Annotated in this window: 9 protein-coding genes, 1 tRNA gene, 2 pseudogenes and 1 other annotated feature; of the genes and pseudogenes, 2 read left to right on the forward strand and 10 right to left on the reverse strand. The window is 72.6% G+C overall.

Annotated elements, in window-relative coordinates:
* The 4 genes and pseudogenes from HP550_RS20295 to HP550_RS20310 all read right to left on the reverse strand — a co-directional run.
* Positions 1 to 535: pseudogene (locus HP550_RS20295) on the reverse strand (hypothetical protein); the annotation flags it as partial.
* 377 nt (positions 536 to 912) lie between these two features.
* A tRNA-OTHER gene (locus HP550_RS20300) sits at positions 913 to 992 on the reverse strand.
* A 329-nt stretch (positions 993 to 1,321) separates the two neighbouring features.
* Entirely contained in the window at positions 1,322 to 1,993 is a 672-nt protein-coding gene (locus tag HP550_RS20305) for a hypothetical protein (protein WP_175349510.1), read from the reverse strand.
* Positions 1,994 to 2,192: 199 nt separating this feature from the next.
* Complete coding sequence (locus tag HP550_RS20310; protein WP_175349511.1) at positions 2,193 to 3,212, reverse strand: hypothetical protein; 1,020 nt, start codon at positions 3,210 to 3,212, stop codon at positions 2,193 to 2,195.
* A 294-nt stretch (positions 3,213 to 3,506) separates the two neighbouring features.
* Here HP550_RS20310 and HP550_RS20315 point away from each other — a divergent pair.
* A pseudogene (locus tag HP550_RS20315) lies at positions 3,507 to 4,745 on the forward strand (IS3 family transposase).
* Positions 3,786 to 3,902 (forward strand) — a sequence feature (AL1L pseudoknot). It overlaps the preceding pseudogene by 117 nt.
* Before the next feature lie 23 nt (positions 4,746 to 4,768).
* Entirely contained in the window at positions 4,769 to 5,095 is a 327-nt protein-coding gene (locus tag HP550_RS20320) for a hypothetical protein (protein WP_175349512.1), read from the forward strand.
* Between the two features lie 414 nt (positions 5,096 to 5,509).
* On the opposite strand, the gene HP550_RS20325 is transcribed toward HP550_RS20320, so the two are convergent.
* The 6 genes from HP550_RS20325 to HP550_RS20350 form a co-directional block, all read right to left on the reverse strand.
* Positions 5,510 to 8,017: a DUF6519 domain-containing protein gene (locus tag HP550_RS20325; protein WP_175349513.1), complete on the reverse strand. Its 2,508-nt coding sequence runs from the start codon at positions 8,015 to 8,017 to the stop codon at positions 5,510 to 5,512.
* A complete protein-coding gene (locus HP550_RS20330; RefSeq protein ID WP_175349514.1) occupies positions 8,014 to 10,479 on the reverse strand; it encodes a hypothetical protein in 2,466 nt (821 codons plus the stop codon). Before HP550_RS20330 ends, HP550_RS20325 begins: the two co-directional genes overlap by 4 nt.
* Positions 10,476 to 12,959 carry a baseplate J/gp47 family protein gene (locus HP550_RS20335; RefSeq protein WP_175349515.1) on the reverse strand — a complete coding sequence of 828 codons (2,484 nt, stop codon included), beginning with the start codon at positions 12,957 to 12,959 and terminating at the stop codon, positions 10,476 to 10,478. Before HP550_RS20335 ends, HP550_RS20330 begins: the two co-directional genes overlap by 4 nt.
* 134 nt (positions 12,960 to 13,093) lie before the next feature.
* Positions 13,094 to 15,625 carry a baseplate J/gp47 family protein gene (locus tag HP550_RS20340; protein WP_175349516.1) on the reverse strand — a complete coding sequence of 844 codons (2,532 nt, stop codon included), beginning with the start codon at positions 15,623 to 15,625 and terminating at the stop codon, positions 13,094 to 13,096.
* Positions 15,622 to 15,996, reverse strand: coding sequence for a GPW/gp25 family protein (locus HP550_RS20345; RefSeq protein ID WP_175349517.1), 375 nt, complete (start codon positions 15,994 to 15,996; stop codon positions 15,622 to 15,624). Before HP550_RS20345 ends, HP550_RS20340 begins: the two co-directional genes overlap by 4 nt.
* Positions 15,993 to 16,325, reverse strand: a complete 333-nt coding sequence (locus tag HP550_RS20350) for a hypothetical protein (RefSeq protein WP_175349518.1) — start codon at positions 16,323 to 16,325, stop codon at positions 15,993 to 15,995. The genes HP550_RS20345 and HP550_RS20350 overlap by 4 nt, the downstream gene beginning before the upstream one ends.
* Between the last annotated feature and the right edge of the window lie 4 nt (positions 16,326 to 16,329).

The raw sequence follows: 16,329 nt of genomic DNA on the forward strand, positions 1-16,329 counted from the left end.
CCCCCTCGCCGGGCGGTGGGCCGGGCGGGGCGGGGACGCGAGCACCGCCGGTCGGGGCGGCGGTGGCTCGCGCCTCAGCGATCTCCTCCTGCACCGGCGGGCCCGCCCGGGTGGGCGCGGGCGGTGGCGTGGCGGGCGCCCGCTCGGCCGGTCGCGGTGGTGCCGGCACCGGGGGCGGCCCCTGCTGCGGGGTGAGCAGGTGCCGACCTCCGGGGCCTGGTGCGACTCCCACGTTGGGCTCGGAGGCGACTGCCGACAGCTCGGAGCGGATCACGGACTGGTCGAGCACCGTGCGCGGGTCGGCCCCGGCCGCGACGCCGGGTGCCCGCGGCGCCCCGCGCCCGAGCGCCTGCGTCACCGCGCGGTTGCCCGCGAGCCGCTGCAGCCGCTGCAGGCCAGGCGCCGTGACCCGGTCCCGTGGCAGTTCGACGGTGACCGGGACGTCGACGCGGACGCTCGCAGGTCGGCCGTGCGCGCGGGCGTCCGCCGTCGACACCTCGTCGTCCGGCCGTCGCGCACGCCCACGTCCGTCCACCCCGCAGCCCCCCGCTCGTGGGTCAGGGCCCACGATGGGCGGTCCGTGGGGCACCGCCCAGAGATGCGCGCGCCCGCGTGCGGGCACCTGCGGGTGCCCGATCGGGCAGGCGGTCGCTGCGTCGTGACGGTCGAGGAGTCGGGGGCGGACATGGCACTGGCCTGCGGGGCCAGCGTCAAGACGATGTCCGACGTGCTCGGCTACTCGTCGGTGGCACCACGGGAGACATCTACCTGCACCGGTCCGAGGACGCCCGACAGGCCGCCTCGGACGGGCCGGCGATGGCCCTCTACCTCTAGACCCAGTTGGCGTACGCATGACTGAGGGCCACCCCCGCTGAACGGTGATGGCCCCCTGAACTGCGCGTACATCGGTCGGGCTGACAGGATTTGAACCTGCGACCCCTTGGAGACTCGAGGGCGGCAACGCTCATCACCCGTGGCACCTCGACAGCCTTGCGAAACTGTGCGTCATCTGCGGTTATGGTTCTTGCCGCCCGGCCCTCAACACGCGTCGAGTCGCACAAGCAAGCGTCCTCTGCCGGCGTTTTCGCGGGGTAAACGCGGGGACCGACTGGCTTCCTGCGCCCGCGCTCTGCCCCGCGGCGCACAAGACTCAGAGCCTAACTCCACCCTGGCCGTACCGCGCAGATGTTGATGCGACGACCTCCCGACGACGTTGACGATGCTCTCGCCCTGGAAGCCATCGCCCACGGAGTGATCTCCGAGTTCGTCCCAGACGATCCCGCCGTGCCCGTTCGGGAGCCCTGCTCGCCGCCGGCGTCACCTATTCCTCGTGATTGAGACGTGACAACTCAGTAGCCGTCAACGGAGGCCGCCCGGGGATGTCGAGTTGGCGCCGGACGTAGTCCTCCTCGGATGGGCGACCCTCGAGCCAGGGCCAGTCACCGGAGCGCGGCAAGTACGTGTGAATCTCGTCCTTCAGTCCAAGTTCGCTTCTCATTGCGTTTCGCAGTACCGCGAGCAAGTCACCCGCTCGGAACCAGCCTGGGTAGTACTCGACGAAGGCGCGACGCTGCTCAATGACACCCGTGATCTGCATGAGGGCGCCACTGACTCTGTCAGCCAGGTCCGCCACCTCGGCACCAGCCAGCAACTGCACATCTCCGAGTACGGGCTGCAGCTCCGTGTCCCATCGCTTGAAGTAGTCCAGCAGACCTTCTGCGATGAACTCCTCGTCCTCGTCGGCGACCGTCTGGACGCCGTCGTAGGAGAGGAAGCAGGCGAAGCTGTCCACGTCCCGCAGCATCGATTCTGCAAGGGTGAGGAAACTCGAGTAGACCGTTCGACGGTCTGCGAGCCAACGTCTGTCATCTTCGGCCGAGAGTCGTTGGCGCTCCAATGATCTTCCGAGCCAGGTGGTCATCACGATGCCCACGATCGTTCCCGCGATGCCGAGGGCACCAGCGACGGCGACAGCAACAAGCTCTGAGCTCACAACGCGAAGCGTAGATCGGCGCTGAGTCTGCGTCTTGTAGCAATCATCGCCAACCTGCCCCAGTGACCCTTGCAGGCAGCAGGGGTGACTTCCGGACTCCACTGGCTCGGGTGCTCGCCGTCCGCAGGACTGGGACCTGTCCGCGCTGGGCTCGGAGGCGGCGGTGGCGGTCGGCGCGGCTGCGACGATGCGATCTGGATTACGTGGCGCGTGCCGCGGCCTCGCCGAGTGCTACGAGGAGCGCTTCGCGATCCACTAGCCGCAAGAACCGGCGAGACGGTGACAGAAGCGCAACAAACTGCCCCTCCCGCGTGGCAACAGCGCGCACGCGCTCCTCGGCACTCCAGGTCGGGTCGTCGATTACATACGCGTCCGGTTCCACTACATCGCGCAGGAGCCCGTCGGTCAGGTCCTCGATGCGCAGCCAGGTCGCGTGCTCGATGATCGGCGGCCTCCCGGGCTGGCGGGGCAGCTGGAGCCAGCCCTCAGGCGGTTCCGTTCCCTCCGGGATGGTCCGCTGAAGGCTCAGCAGAAACTGTTGCGCGAGGTACAGCGAATCACGGCCGCCCGTCCCCGCCTTTGTCGCTTCCCAGCGTTCATCCGCGTCCGCGGCCTCCGGTTGTTTCGAGCCTGGATCAAACGGCTGCGGATCCACGCCCGCGGCCCGGGGCGGCGAAGGGTGCCGCCTGTCGATCAAGACGTCCTCAAGGTCAAGGCGAGCCCGGCTCAGCCACGGCTGTGCACGCCCTAACGCACGGAGGACCTGATCGACCTGTGCGCAAGCGAGGAAGACCCTGCCTACCTCGTCACGGGTCGCGACGAAGACGACTGCTCGGACGCCCTTGAGCTTGCTGAGAAGGTGGCCGAACAGATAGAGCCGGCTCGTGAGCCACTCCTCGTCGCTGCGCCTTAGATCGACCACGAGGTAATCGGCGTCGTCGCCTCGCCCCAAGGCCTGTTGAAGAGTCGAGAAGTAGGAGTTGTTCACCTGGTCGGCGACAACGAGCCCTCGGATGTCGTCACCGGCGTAGCCCTGCCAGGGCAGGTTCACCGGTTCGGTCACCGCGAGCTCCACGGACACCGCGAGAACCGAGAGCTTGCTGACCCGGCCGCCAAGCGAACCGAGGAATCTGCCGATCGGACCGCGAAGCACGATGCAGAGAACGAGCACCACCAGCGGCCATAAGGCAGCCTCCGCGAATCGCAGCCACGCGACCATCTCTCACCCTCCCGTGACTCGTGAAGCCAGTCTGCCCGGGCATTCGGCACGTTGAGAAGCAAAGGCGCGGTGATGGTGGAGTTGCCGACTGAAGGGACCCCGCGGGCCGGACGCTTCCAAACTTGGCAGCAGCCAGGGAAGGGGGCTCCGATCGGTCGAGTGAGGAAGTACCCGGCCGAGTTTCGCCACCAGGCGGCCGCGCTCGTGGTGGACGGCGGTCGCGGGGTCCGCGACGTCGCTCGTGTCTCGCCCCGGGTCTGACGGAGGCTCTCAATCCTGGGAAGGATGAGAGTCATGGCAGCACCGAGGAAGTACCCCGAGGAGCTTCGGGAGCGGGCGATCCGGTTGGCGGTCGATCTGCGGCGTGATCCGGCGACGCGGCCCGGGGCGTTGGCGCGGGTCGCCGAGCAGCTCGGGATCAAACCCTGAGACGTTGCGGAACTGGGTCAAGCAGGCCGAGGTCGACGCGGGGGGCCGGGCGGGCACGACGACGGCTGAGGAAGCCCGGATCGCCGAGCTCGAGCGGGAGAACCGTGAGCTGCGGCGCAGCAACGAGATCCTGCGCACCGCGTCGGCGTATTTCGCCGCGGCGGAGCTCGACCGCCGACTGAAGTGATCGTCGGCTACGTCGACGAGCACAAGGCGCGCCTCGGGGTCGAGCCGATCTGCCGGACGTTGCAGATCGCCCCCGAGCACGTACTACGCCGCCAAGACCCGCCCACCGTCGGCGAGGTCGGTGACGGACGCGGCGACCAGTGCGGTGATCGCGCGCGTCCATGAGGACAGCTTCGGGGTCTACGGGGCCAGGAAGGTCCATGCCGAGATGCGCCGGCAGGGCCACCCGGTCGCCCGGTGCACGGTCGAGCGTCTGATGCACGCGGCGGGACTGCGCGGGATCACCAGGGCGAAGGGCCCGCGGTCCACGATCCCGGGCTCTGGTCCTGAGACCCGTCCGGACCTGGTCGAGCGGGACTTCACCGCGACCGCGCCCGATCAGCTGTGGGTCGCGGACATCACCTACGTCCGCACGTTTGCCGGGTGGGTCTACGCGGCCTTCGTCACCGACGTCCACTCCCGGCGGGTGGTCGGTTGGCAGCTGTCGAAGTCGTTGCGCACCGACCTCGCGCTGGACGCTTTGGAGATGGGCATCTGGACCCGCCAACGCGCCGGCCACGACGTCACTGGGCTGACGCACCACAGCGACAAGGGCGTCAATAGGTCACCATCCGCTACACCCAACGCCTCGCCGAGGCCGGCGCTGTCGCCTCGGTCGGGTCGACCGGCGACTCCTACGACAACGCCCTGGCCGAGGCATTCAACTCGCTGTTCAAGGCCGAGCTGGTCCGCAACAAGGGCCCGTGGAAGAGCATCGACGACCTCGAGATCGCGGTCGCCGAATACATCGACTGGTTCAACCACCGACGCCTGCACGGAGAGATCGGACTGATCCCACCCGCCGAGCTGGAAGACACCTACTACCGTCAGAACACCGCTGCGACGAACGTCGAAGCGTCAGTTGCGAGCCTCCACTGAAGCTGGGGCGAGACAATGTGGGCATGAGCAGCGAGTTCGTGCATCCGCCCCGCCTCTGGTCACGAACCGATGTTCCCCGGACCATCACCGATGCCAACAACTGCCGGGTGTACGCCTGGTTCGTCACCGGCGCCCCGCCCGAGGTTCCGGTCAAGAACTCCCGCGTCGTCGACGACGCGGTGCTCCTCTACGTCGGTATCTCGCGCAGGCAACCACCTCTGAACGGGAGGTGCGCATCATCGAAAGGCCCGCACGCCAGGATCCGCTACCTCTGCCTGACCTCGTGCGGCCGATGCCCGCGGTCCCGGGCGACTTGCCTGCGAACGACGACGGCTGCGCATACGAGATGAAGTGGGACGGGTGCGCGCCGTCGCGTAAGTCGACGGTGGCAGCGTCCGCCTCGTGTCCCGCAACGACCACGACATCACGCGGTCGTACCCGAGCTCGGGGGGCTGGTGTCGACGCGGGCTGCACTTTGCACACATGCACTCTCGATAGATTCCACAGCCTCGGCGTGTCGGGTCCGCCGTGCGGAGTACAGATCCGCGATTACGTCCGGGTTTCTATCTCCGCACGCGGTTTGAGGCGGCCCGATTGGTAGAGCACGCACTGCGGTCAAGCGTGCTGGCACTCACCCTCAGTTCGCTGGCGGCCGCCGACAACGGCTCATCCGCACGGGGCACCCCTGACCGCGCGAGCAAGGTCTCCGTCGTGGCGCCTCGCTAGACGACTCGCGACTCAGGATCGGACCGGGTCCCGGACGGTCATCCGTCCACGAGGAGGTAGAAGAACAGGTCCAGGTCCGCCGCCCGTCCTGGGTCGCGGACGTCGGTCAGCAGCTCCCGATTCGTCTGGCCGAGCGAGTCCCCCAGGTGCTCGGCGTTCAGGTAGACCCGGTCACCGGTGTCCTTGCTCGTCGCCCAAACGTGGGCCGACCGGACGCGCAGCCGGCAGAGGATGCGTTCGGGGGCGCCCACCGACTGCCAGCCCGCCTGGTCCAGCTCACCCGCGAGAACCCACGCGTGCCCGAACAGGTGGGACGGGACGGTCGCGAGGAACATCTTGGTCTGCGTCGACGGCAGCCAGACGAGGCCGGCCTCGAACCCGTTGCCGTCGTCGCTCTGAAGCACCTCGACCGTCCCCTCGAGCCGGACGGACCTGAACCCGAACGGCCCCGTGATCCCCTCGTGCTTGCCGTCCTCGCTCGACGCCCGGGCCCAGTAGAGCTTGTCGTAGTCGGTGGTCGGGTACGGCAGGTCGACGGTGACCTCCACGATCGGGTCGAACGGCTCGGGCGTGCACTCCAGGACGGCGGCGACGATCCCGATCCCGACGCCCTCGTCGAACGAGTGATGAGGGACCTCGAGCCCGTTGAGGATGACTTTCTCGTTCAGGAGGTCTTGCACCCCGGCCGTGGCCCCGCGCAGGCGGATCGAGGACAGTAGCAGCGTCTCCGGCTCGGGCGGCCCGCCGATGTGCTTGCACAGAGTGTCCAGCGCGTCCTGGACGGTCGGCGACGCGGACAGCAGGGTGCATGCTCCCGGCCGGTAGCTCGTCAGGGCCGCGGTCCGGAACCTCGCCGTGAACACCACCGGCGGGCTCTCATCCGTCCCGCCCGGCCCGGCCACCCTGGCCTGGACCCGGTGCACGACGTCGGGCTGCTTCGCGTCGATCGCCCACCGCACCTCACAGAGTCCGGCGGCATCCGTCGTCACGGTCCTGATGGCACCCCCGGTGATCGACACCCCGTCCAGGGTCGTGCGCGGGTTCCCGGCCGGGATGGCGGGCACGCTCCACTCGACGGCCGCGCCCGCGACCGGCGTCTGCCCGCGCATCACCGCGACCCGCAGCCGGCCGGGCAGGGTGACGTCGCCCCCGCCACCCAGCGGGACGGACTGTCCGTCTCCACCGCGGTAGAGCAGGACGCGATCGGTCAGCGTGCCGGTCTGGATGCGGCAGTCCTCACCGCCCCCGGCCGCTGCGTCGAGAGCGAGAAGCGGCGCGTACCGGACCGACGGCCCGTGGGGGCGCTCGAACGGGTTGCCCTTGGGCCAGTCCACGGTGCCGTCAGCCCGGGCGGCGAACGTCCAGTAGTCACCTCGCCGGAAGGTGGCGTCGGCTCCACTGCCGAGCCGAACCTTCAGACCGTCCCCGAGGTCGATGAGCTGGGATCGGGTCGGGTCCCCCGCGGTCGACACGACCGCCGCCCCGCTCCCGTCGGCGAACGTGTCCCACAGGCGCAGGTACCAGCCGTCGGCGAGCTTCAGGGCGTCCACGGAGGGTCCGGCGGCCGCCTCCAGGGTCACGACCATGTCGCTCGCCAGCGCGACGCGGAACAGCCGTCCGCCGGCGGCGGCCGCACGCGGGTCGACGTCGTCGTGCGGGGAGACGATCTCGGCGAACAGGCCGGGTGCGAACCAGTTGAGGGGGTCGAGGGCTGGCGGCTCGACGGTCAGCTCCGTCCCGGTCTTCGCGGTGACGCGCGCCAGCACGGACGCGTTGCGCCGGGACACCTTGAGCCGCAGTCCTTCGAGGCCGTAGCGCGGCCCGTCCGCCGTGGAGTAGTCGGTCCGAGGCTTGCCGCCGTCCACCTCGCAGCGGAACAGCAGGTTCTCGGGGCGCGAGTAGCCGCCCTGAGGAGTGAGGCTGCACGGGTCGGTCGACGGGGGTGTCGCGTCGGGGACGACCGCGAGGGTCCCCGTCGACGGTGCCACGAGCTTCACCCACTCCGGGTCGTCGCCGGACGTGGCGCACGTGAGCCGACCCTTCCATCCCGCGGCGGGGGCGAAGGGGAACACCTGCCAGTCCAGCAGGGCCCGGCCGGCCGCCTGCGCGTCGCCGAGCGCTCGGTCGGCCAGCGCCGGTTCCTCCACCGGGTCCACGAACCGCTCGAGGCACTTCAGCGCGAGGAGCACGGGGGCGGTGGGCGTGGCGTCAGTGCGGGGGTGCGGCTGGGTCGCCAGGGTGCAGTCCTCGATGACGTTCTCGACCAGCCACCCGACCAGATACCCGTGGCCGGTCCCGAGCCTGCAGGCCGCGGGCGTCGAGGCGGCGGTCACGGCGAAGGCCGTCGACCCGGCAGGGACCACGAGGCGCCCCGGGCTGCCGAACGTGTCGTCGGCGCCGGTGTCGACCCGGTCCAGCACGTGGTCGGACTGCTGGTCGACGTCCGCGTCCAGCAGCACCTGGCCCTGTCGGGCGACCACGGCGCGGGCCCGACGACCGTCCTCGGTCCGGACTCGAAGCCTCGTCGCGTCGTTGCGCTTCGTCATGGCCGGTTCCTCCTGGAGGCGACGGACCCGGACCGCGTGTCGTCGAGGACGCGCGCAGCCAGGGCGAAGGGGAGGTACTCAGGGAAGAGCGAGCTGACGTTGTCGACCGCGACGCCGAACGCCGCACGGGCGAAGGCACCCATCTCGGCGTCGTCCTGGCCGCCTGACCGGATCGCGTCCGGGCACAGCGGGTGAAGCATCGCGAGGGTGGGCTCGTCAGCGGAGACGTCCATGAACACCGGCCTGACGGACAGCCGGACCAGCTCCGCCTCGGTCTTGGAGAGCCGGCCGGTGGGGCCCGAGGACGCCGCCGCGAGTGCGAGGGCAGGTTGACAGCGGAACGTGCGTGGCGTCGAGGAACCGTCCGGGACGCTGCTGTAGCGCACGCACCCCGACTGGCGTCGGGTGACCTTGACCGGCTCGGCGAACACCGTGCTGGTCGCTTCCAGCGAGCGCGCCGACGTCGCCCCGAGCACCGTGACGTTGCACAGGACGAGGTCCAGGTCGGCTGCCGCCAGGGCGGGCAACGCGGCGCCGTCCGCCGTGACCACGCTGTCGGTGACCGTGAGCCGGCCGGTGACGGCGGTGCCGGTCGTCGCGACAGGACCGACGATCGCGCTGTCGACGAGCAGGTGGATGCCGGTGGCAGGGCCCTTGACGGCCACGGCCACGGCGCCGGGTGACCGCACGGTGACGTGGCGCAGCTCGAGCTCGGCGAGCGACTCGGTGCCCACCGTGAGTCCTCCCGTCAGCTCCAGGCCGTCGAGCACGAGGCGGCCCGGACGCAGCCCGGCTCCGCCGGTACCCCGGACGACCCGGACGGGAGCGTCGAGCGTGAAACGGCGCTCACGGCGCACCACGAACCCGCGCAGGTCGGGGTCGCCGGGCACCCCCGGCAGCACCCGAGGCCGGCGCCACTGCGCGGCGACGAGGTGAAGGTGGGACTCCGGTGGGACCGTGACGTCGATCGTCGCGCCCGGCGCGGAGGCTGTCTCGCGGTCGCAGCGGACCAGCAGCACGAGCGCGCGACGGCCGGCCGCCGAGGCGGCGGCCTCCGTCAGCGCTGAGGCGAGCGAGCCCACCACCCGCCCGCCGGACTCGGCCGAGCCGCCGGCAGGGGCGGTGGCGTCGACCACCCACAGCAGGTCCCGGGCGCCCGCGCCGTCCCGGATCTCGAACGGGTGCCCGTCGTCGTTGCGGTCCTGCGGGCCGGCGCCGATCGCCCTTCCGCGACCGACCGCGTGCGCGACCCGGATCTCGGCCACCTCCGCCACGTTGTTCGGCGGCTCGGGCGTCAGGACGCGACCGGTGACGGGATCGACGGCGACCGTGACCGTGTGCGCCTCGGTGTGGGGCGTCGGCCCCGGCTCGTACCACGTGGAGGTGACCGCGCCCGCCGGACGCGCGCCCGGTGGCGACGGTGGCTTCTCGAGGTTGACGATGCGGACCTCGGCGGCAGGCACGCGCGTGAAGCCGGCGTCACCGTCGCGCCGCAGGAACACGGTGAACGGGTGTCCCGCGGTGTCGAACCACGGGCGGTCGCCGAGCCGCGGGTCACGGCCCTCCAGACCGGCCCGCCGCAGCTCGTCGGTCTCCAGGTGCAGCGGAAGACGTTGCAGGCGGTCCGGGAGGTCGGGCCACCCGAGGCGGCGGCCGTCGGCGTCGGCGCGACGGTCCGCCGCGAACATGCGCAGCACGGCGCCCGGCTGGGCCGCGAGCTGGAAGTAGCCGGCGTGGGTGACGCCGCCGATCACCCACGGGCGGGCGGGCGGCACCGCGGCCAGGGCCGCGGCGGGCACCGGGTCGTGCGTAGGTGCCGGATAGTGCGTGACCGCGGGGCGCAGCACGTGGACGCCGACGGCCTCGATGCCGTGACGGCCCGCGGGCCGCCCCCGGCGCGCCGTCCCCACCGGGCGAACGTCCAGCAGCCGCGGCAGCAGGTCGAAAGCGCCGCCCGCACGCATCGCCGTCTCACCCGGCACCAGCATCGCGGTCCCGGGCCGGTCGGGGCGCACGTCCAGCAGGTGCGAGGTGCGGACCAGCCGCTGGTAGTACTCGACCGCCACCGCGGGCAGCCCGGTGACGTCGCCCGCGAGCGCCTCGATCACGCGCGCGGTGCCCTTGCCGCGTCGGTAGCGCACCGTGTTCGCGACGTACGCGCGCTGCCAGCCGCCCGCCGCCCCGGGCGGCGGTCGCAGCGGGGACGCTCCCACCAGGCGGGCGATCGCCTCGAGCCCGGCCTCCCCGGCCGTCTCGGCGAATGCGGCGTCGTAGAGCTCCTGGAGGTGCGCGTCCACCTCGGCCAGGGACCCGGCGAGGACCTCCACGAGGGCGTGCAGCGCGCCGCCCGCCGCCAGGTCCGTCGTCCGCAGGTGCGCCGGCAGGAGCGCGAGGAGCGCACCGGCCACCGACTCGACCCGCGCCTGCGGGACGGCGCCCGTCCCCTGGCCGGCGGCGCTCACGTCGTCATCTCCGTGAGCGTCAGGGCCGCGCCCTGCACCGACAGCAGTCGCGCGGGCTCGAAGACCCCGCCGATGAGGCGGGGACCGCCGCTCGGCAGGCGTCCCTGGGCATCCTCGACGACGCCGGGAGCGGACAGGCTCGTCAGCCGGGCCGCCACGACCCCCGGGACGCCCTGGACCGTCGCGAGCACCTCTGACCGGTGGATCGCCCGGCCGAACCCCATGGCGCTGCGTCCGAACCGCCGCTCCAGCGCGCCGCGGACCGCGGACTCGACCTCGCTGCGGTGCACCGCCGGGTCGACCCGGAGCTCGAGGACGAGCGAGACGGGCAGGTCGACGAATCCCTCGACCCTCACGTGCGTCCCCGGCGGTGCCGCCGCCAGCAGCGCGTCACGCAGGTCGCGCACCAGCGACGACCCCGCTGTCGGCGGTGCCAGGCTGGTGGTGGCGACCGTGAGGCACACGATCCGGCGCGTCCCCGCCCGGAGCTCGTCGGCGGACGCCTTGCCGATGCCCCGGTACTGCTCAGCGAAGGACTGGAAGTCCTCCAGCGACACGGCCCGGCCGAGGGTGCGGATCGCCCGTGGGGCGGCGGACCGCAGGTCCGCGACGCTCTCCGGGTCGTTGCCACCGTCCGCGGGGACAGGGTTCGTCACCGTCCGGATCCCCGGCACGGGGGCCATGACCTGGGTGAGGCGGTCCGGGGGCAGGTTGCCGGCCCCACCGCCCCCGGTCCGGAAGAGTGCGGTGACGTTCCCCGTCCCGCTGGGCAGCCTGCCGGCCATCTGCACGTCGCTGCCGGCGTCACGCCGCTCGACGACCCGGTAGGCGCGGCTCTCAGGACCCTCGTCCAGGAGGCTTGCCACCGCCTCGTACCGACGTCCGTCGACGCGGACGTCGACCGCGGGCGCGTACCCGGGCGCGCCGGGCGCGGGGACGTGCGCGAGCGAGCCACGGGTCACCCTGAACCGCTGCCATCGCTGTGCCGGGTCACCGGAGCCGATCGTCTCCGGACCCCGCACCGGGGTCTGGCCCTGCGACGCGGGGACCGCGTTCGCGAGGATCGTGAGGCTCGATGCGCGCCAGCGCCCGGACAGCGGTCCGTCCAGCACCACGAGGGTCGCTCCGCCGGCGGGTACGTCCGTCCCGGCGGTGGCCGGCGTCGTCGACGTCCGCAGCACGGTGCCGACCTCGACGACCTTCGCGCCGCCGCTCCCCCGCCCGACCAGGACCACGTGGCGACCGGGTTCGAGCGGGACCTCGCCGTGGACCCAGATCCGGTCGGCGCGGTTCTCCCCGGCGAGGGCGGGGTGCTGCCGGACGCTCGTCGCCGGGTCCGTCAGCGGGAGGTCGGGATCGGCGAGCGGGACCAGGAGGTCGTGCCTGGACGTCTCCACGAGAAGAACGGTCTGCCGGACAGCGGTGTCGAACTTCGCGGCGTGGTCGGCGCCCACCGTGATGACGGTGCACGCCAGCGAGAGGGTGAAGTCCGACCGGGTCGCCTCACGCGCCGCGGTGATCCGCTCCACCGCGAGCGCGGTGCCGTCCGACCCGCCCTCCAGGACGACGACCCTGCCGGCGGCGGCTCCCGGGTGGATGCCGTCCAGGTGGATCGTCCAGACCTTGGCGGTCGGGTCTCCCGTCACCTTCCCGACGGTGAAGCCGCTCCACTCCGTCGGGTTCGGCGTGGGGGTCCCCAGCCCGGTGAGCTCCTTGGGCATGAGCCTGAAGTCGGGAGCCGCCGCACCGAACGGTCGGGCGTGGGTGCCGAGGACGATCACCGTGCCGTCCGGCACCGGGCCGGTAACGCCCGTGTCGGCCTTGACTTCGCGCTGCCCCGCGAGGAACAGCGTCGTGACCGGTGGCGTCCCGACGAGGTCGGTCTCGACACGGGTCACGCGCGCGTGGATCCACGTCACCGTGGTGCCCGTCCGACGACCGACCACCAGGACGCTGTCCCCCACGCGGACGCCGGTGCTGCTCCCGGCGACGGCGACCTGCGCGGTCGAGGTCGTCATGGTCACCGGCGCAGGCGCTCGCACCGGGGCAAGGGTGTTCCAGGCGCTGCGGGCCCGGAGCTCGCGATCGGTCTCGAACGTGACGGGGACCTCGCCCTGGCCCGGAACGGACGCCACCTGGGTGCCCCGCGGGACGGTGACGGACGACGGGGAGCCGGGGAACGTGTCGAGCTCGAACGCCAGCACGGTAGTCGCAGAGATGGCCGGTCGCGGGACGTGCCCGAGCAGTCCGGTCAGGGACACCAGCGCGGCACGGTCGCGGGTCCCGTCGAGGGTCGAGTCACGAAAGGAGCGGTGCACGTTCCACGCCAGGACGTGCGCAGCCCCCGCCGTGGCCGAGAGCAGGGCGATCGCCGGGTCCTCCGTCGAACGGGTCCCGAGCCGTGCGAGCGGCCGTCCGCCGGCGGTCCCCGCCTGTGCCACCCGGTCCAGCATCCGCTCGAGGATCGCGCTGTGGGACATCGACGTGGGGTCGCCCGGGGTGAGGGCCGCGACGAGCCGCTCGGCATCAGCACCCCCCGCGCAGGCGCCGGACCCGCAGCCGCCGCCACAACCGGCCCCGCGACCGGCCCCGCAACCGCACCCGAGCCCGCCGGTCATCGCCCGCCCCCCATCGTCACCGTGAGCCGCCCGCGCTCGGGAAAGCTCGGGTCGTCCCGGAGCTCGAGGATCTCGGCGTCGGCCGGGCGGATCACGCCGAGCCCGAGCTCGTCCTGCCCGACGCGGGCGAACCGTTGGAACACCAGCGGCCGCACGCTCTGCACCCCGGGGACCGCCATGACGGCCGCCACGACCGCGGAGAGGAACACGGGTGTGCCGAAGGTGAAGTGGTCGGGGTGGAAGAACCCTGGCCTTCCACGCGAGCCGAACGGGGACAGTGCCGCCCGGACGCGACGGCCCACCTCGCTGCGCAGCTCGCGCGGCTCCGCGCACACACTGAGGGCGACGTCCAGCGGGACTGGTCGGGCGCCACGCACGGCGACGTCGAACCCGGCGAGCCGGAAGCGTTCCAGGTGGGCCAGCAGCGCGTCGCGGAACCGGCGGTCGACGCTCGCGCCGCCCACCCGGTCGACGTGCACGACGACCGTCTGCCAGGCCCCGGTCCAGCGGGCGACCGCCATCGCGTTGGCGACGCCGGCGAACCGGCGCGCCGCCTCGGCGTAGTCGGCGGCCGTGACCGCCCGTTGCTGGCGACGGAAGGCCTCGGGCGCCCTGACCTTGACCGCGGCGATCTCCTCCCGCGCGCGTCCGCCTGTGCCGGGCAGCGGGTTCGTCACCGCGGTGATGTCCACGGCTGCGTCGGCGTCCGGCACGACGACGTGGCCCAGCGCGTCCGGTCCGAGGTTGCCGACCACGCCGGAGCCGAACCGGCCGCTGACCGTCAGCCGCTCGCCGACGTCCGGCGCGAGGCCACCGGTGCCGCCCGTGCCACCGGTGCCCCCACCGAAGCGGAGCGCGGGCCCGCCACCGGCGTCCGTCTCGACGACGAGGTCCCGGGAGAACCGGCCGGACGCCAGCAGGTCGCGGCGCACGGTCCAGGTGGCGAAGGCGTCCTGCAGGGACAGCTCCGGGAGGCAGCGGTCGGGGTCGACGGCGAGCAGCGCGCTCGCGGGGACCTCGACGGCTGTCCCGGACGGCAGCGGCGCGACCCGGGAGAGCGGTCCGAGGCCACCGTGCACCCGTGGGCGCCACGGGACGCCCGCCTCGGGCGACGGGGGCTCGAGGTCGGGCGCGAGGCCCGCGACGACCGCCGGCGGCAGGCCGAGGTGGTCGGCGGGCGGCAGGCTCGCGCCGTGGTCGGCGAGCACGAGGTTGCCGACCGCGCGGGCGCACACGACCCGCTCGGCAGGCCCGGCCGGTCGCTCGACCTCGGCGGCGACGGTGAGGTCGAACGGGAGCGCGTCGGCCGCGTCCCACGCGACGTCCAGGAGCAGCAGGCCAGGCGCCAGCACGTCGGTGGTGGGGGTGACCTCGGTGAGCCGGACGACGTGCCGCCGGGCAGGGTTTGCGTCGGCGGCCTCCCCGGTGTCCGGTGCGGCGGTCTGCGCAAGGAGCAGCAGGTCACCAGGGACCAGCGGGCCCCTCCCGGCCGACGCGGTCGAGTCCAGCGTGACCGACGTCGAGCCTGCGGGCAGGCAGCACAGGTCGTCGGCCCAGGTGTGGATCGCGATCGAGCTGCGCCACTGCCAGAGCCGGACGTCGGCCGCGGTCTCGAAGACGACGGCACCCTGGTGCAACAGTGCGGGGTACGCCGCCGCGGCCACGACCGTCGGCAGTCCCTCGGTGCGAGGGAGCACTGGCGTCCCGGCGCGGAGCAGCACGCCGTCGCGGGCCGGGATGGCGGGCCGGTGCTCGAAGGCGACCACGAGCCGGGCGCTCGCGCCCTCGTCCACCGGGTAGTCGACGAGCCGTGCGTGCCGGGTGACCGAGGTTCGGGTGCGGGCGGTGTCGAACAGCGCCTCGGTGGCGACCCAGTCGAGGGAGTAGCTCTGCTGGTCGAGCCGGTACGCCAGGGCCTCGACGAGGGTGGTGGTGAGGTCGACGGGGTCGTCCTCACGGAAGCCGGGGACGAGCACGGAGATCCGGTCGAGCATGAGCCGGCGCAGCGTCCCCCAGTCGCGTGCCATGAGGTCTAACGCGGGCTCGGGCGTCTGCGCGCCGGGCAGCTCGCGTCCGTCCGGGGCGCAGTCGGCGTCGCTGGGGCAGTCGACCTTGAAGCTCAGGTCGACGACGCTGAGGCGAGGGTCGAGGAACGCGGGCGGCTGGGCCGAACTGGACCCGGCGACGACGGCCAGCCGGTAGGTCGAGAAGTCCGTCGGCTGCCCGCCCGGGATCTGCACCCGGTAGGTCCTGACGGTTGCGCCGCCGGGCACGGCGGTCACCACGGGCGACACCCGGGGCGGGGGGAACCGCAGTCCCCCGGTGAGCCGGATGTTGGCCCCGGTGAGGCCGGCCATCGGCAGGGGCAGCGGCTTGACGAGCACGACGTCGATCTCGGTCGGCTCGGAGACCGGGTCGCCCTGCCGGACCTCGACGTAGTCGATGCCGGAGATCCCTGCGGGCGCGCCCGGGGCGACGAGGGCCGCCCGCCGCCGCTCGTCGCAGCACTCGTAGCGCACGCCGTTCATGTGAGGTCCAGACGCACGCGGGTCTCGTCCGCCGTGCGGTCGGAGCTGACCTCGTAGGTCACGACGATCTCGAGCGCCGCGTCGTCGTCGATCGCGGTGACGGTGAGGTCGAGCAGGGTCAGCACGTGGCCGAGCCACTGCTGCACGGTCGCCTCGAGCGCGGCGTCGAGCGCGATGGCGGTGGCGTCCCCGCCAGGACCGAACACCATCTGGCGGACCGGGCTGCCCAGCTCGGGCCGCATCACGCGCTCGCCGGGTGAGGTCAGCAGCAGCAGCTCGAGCATCTGCCGGACGTGCGACCGGTCGCCGTAGCGGACGGTCGAGGAGCGGCCCAGCGCGGTGGGGCCGAACGGGAACGCGAGCCGGGTCATGTCGCGACCACCCGGGTCTGGCTGCCGGAGATCACCGGCGGCCCGCCGGGGATCTGCTCGGCCGACTGGCACACGCCCCCGGAGGGGTTCACGAGCACCGGACTGCCGAGCGACACGACCCGGGTGGCCCCGGCCGTCCACGTGGTGCTGATGCACGGCTGCGGCTTGTTGCCTGCCGTGAAGGCGCACCCGACGACGGGCGCCTGGTCGGTCAGGACCATGACCGGCGCGCCCGACATCGTGACGCGCGGAGACTTGGGCGTGAACGTGAGCGTGCCGCCGTGCGGGCACGTCGCCGACGCGCCTGCATGCAGGATGGGTCCCGGCATGGTG

Source organism: Cellulomonas humilata (assembly GCF_013359775.1).
In the GTDB taxonomy this organism is placed as follows: Bacteria; Actinomycetota; Actinomycetes; order Actinomycetales; family Cellulomonadaceae; genus Cellulomonas; species Cellulomonas humilata.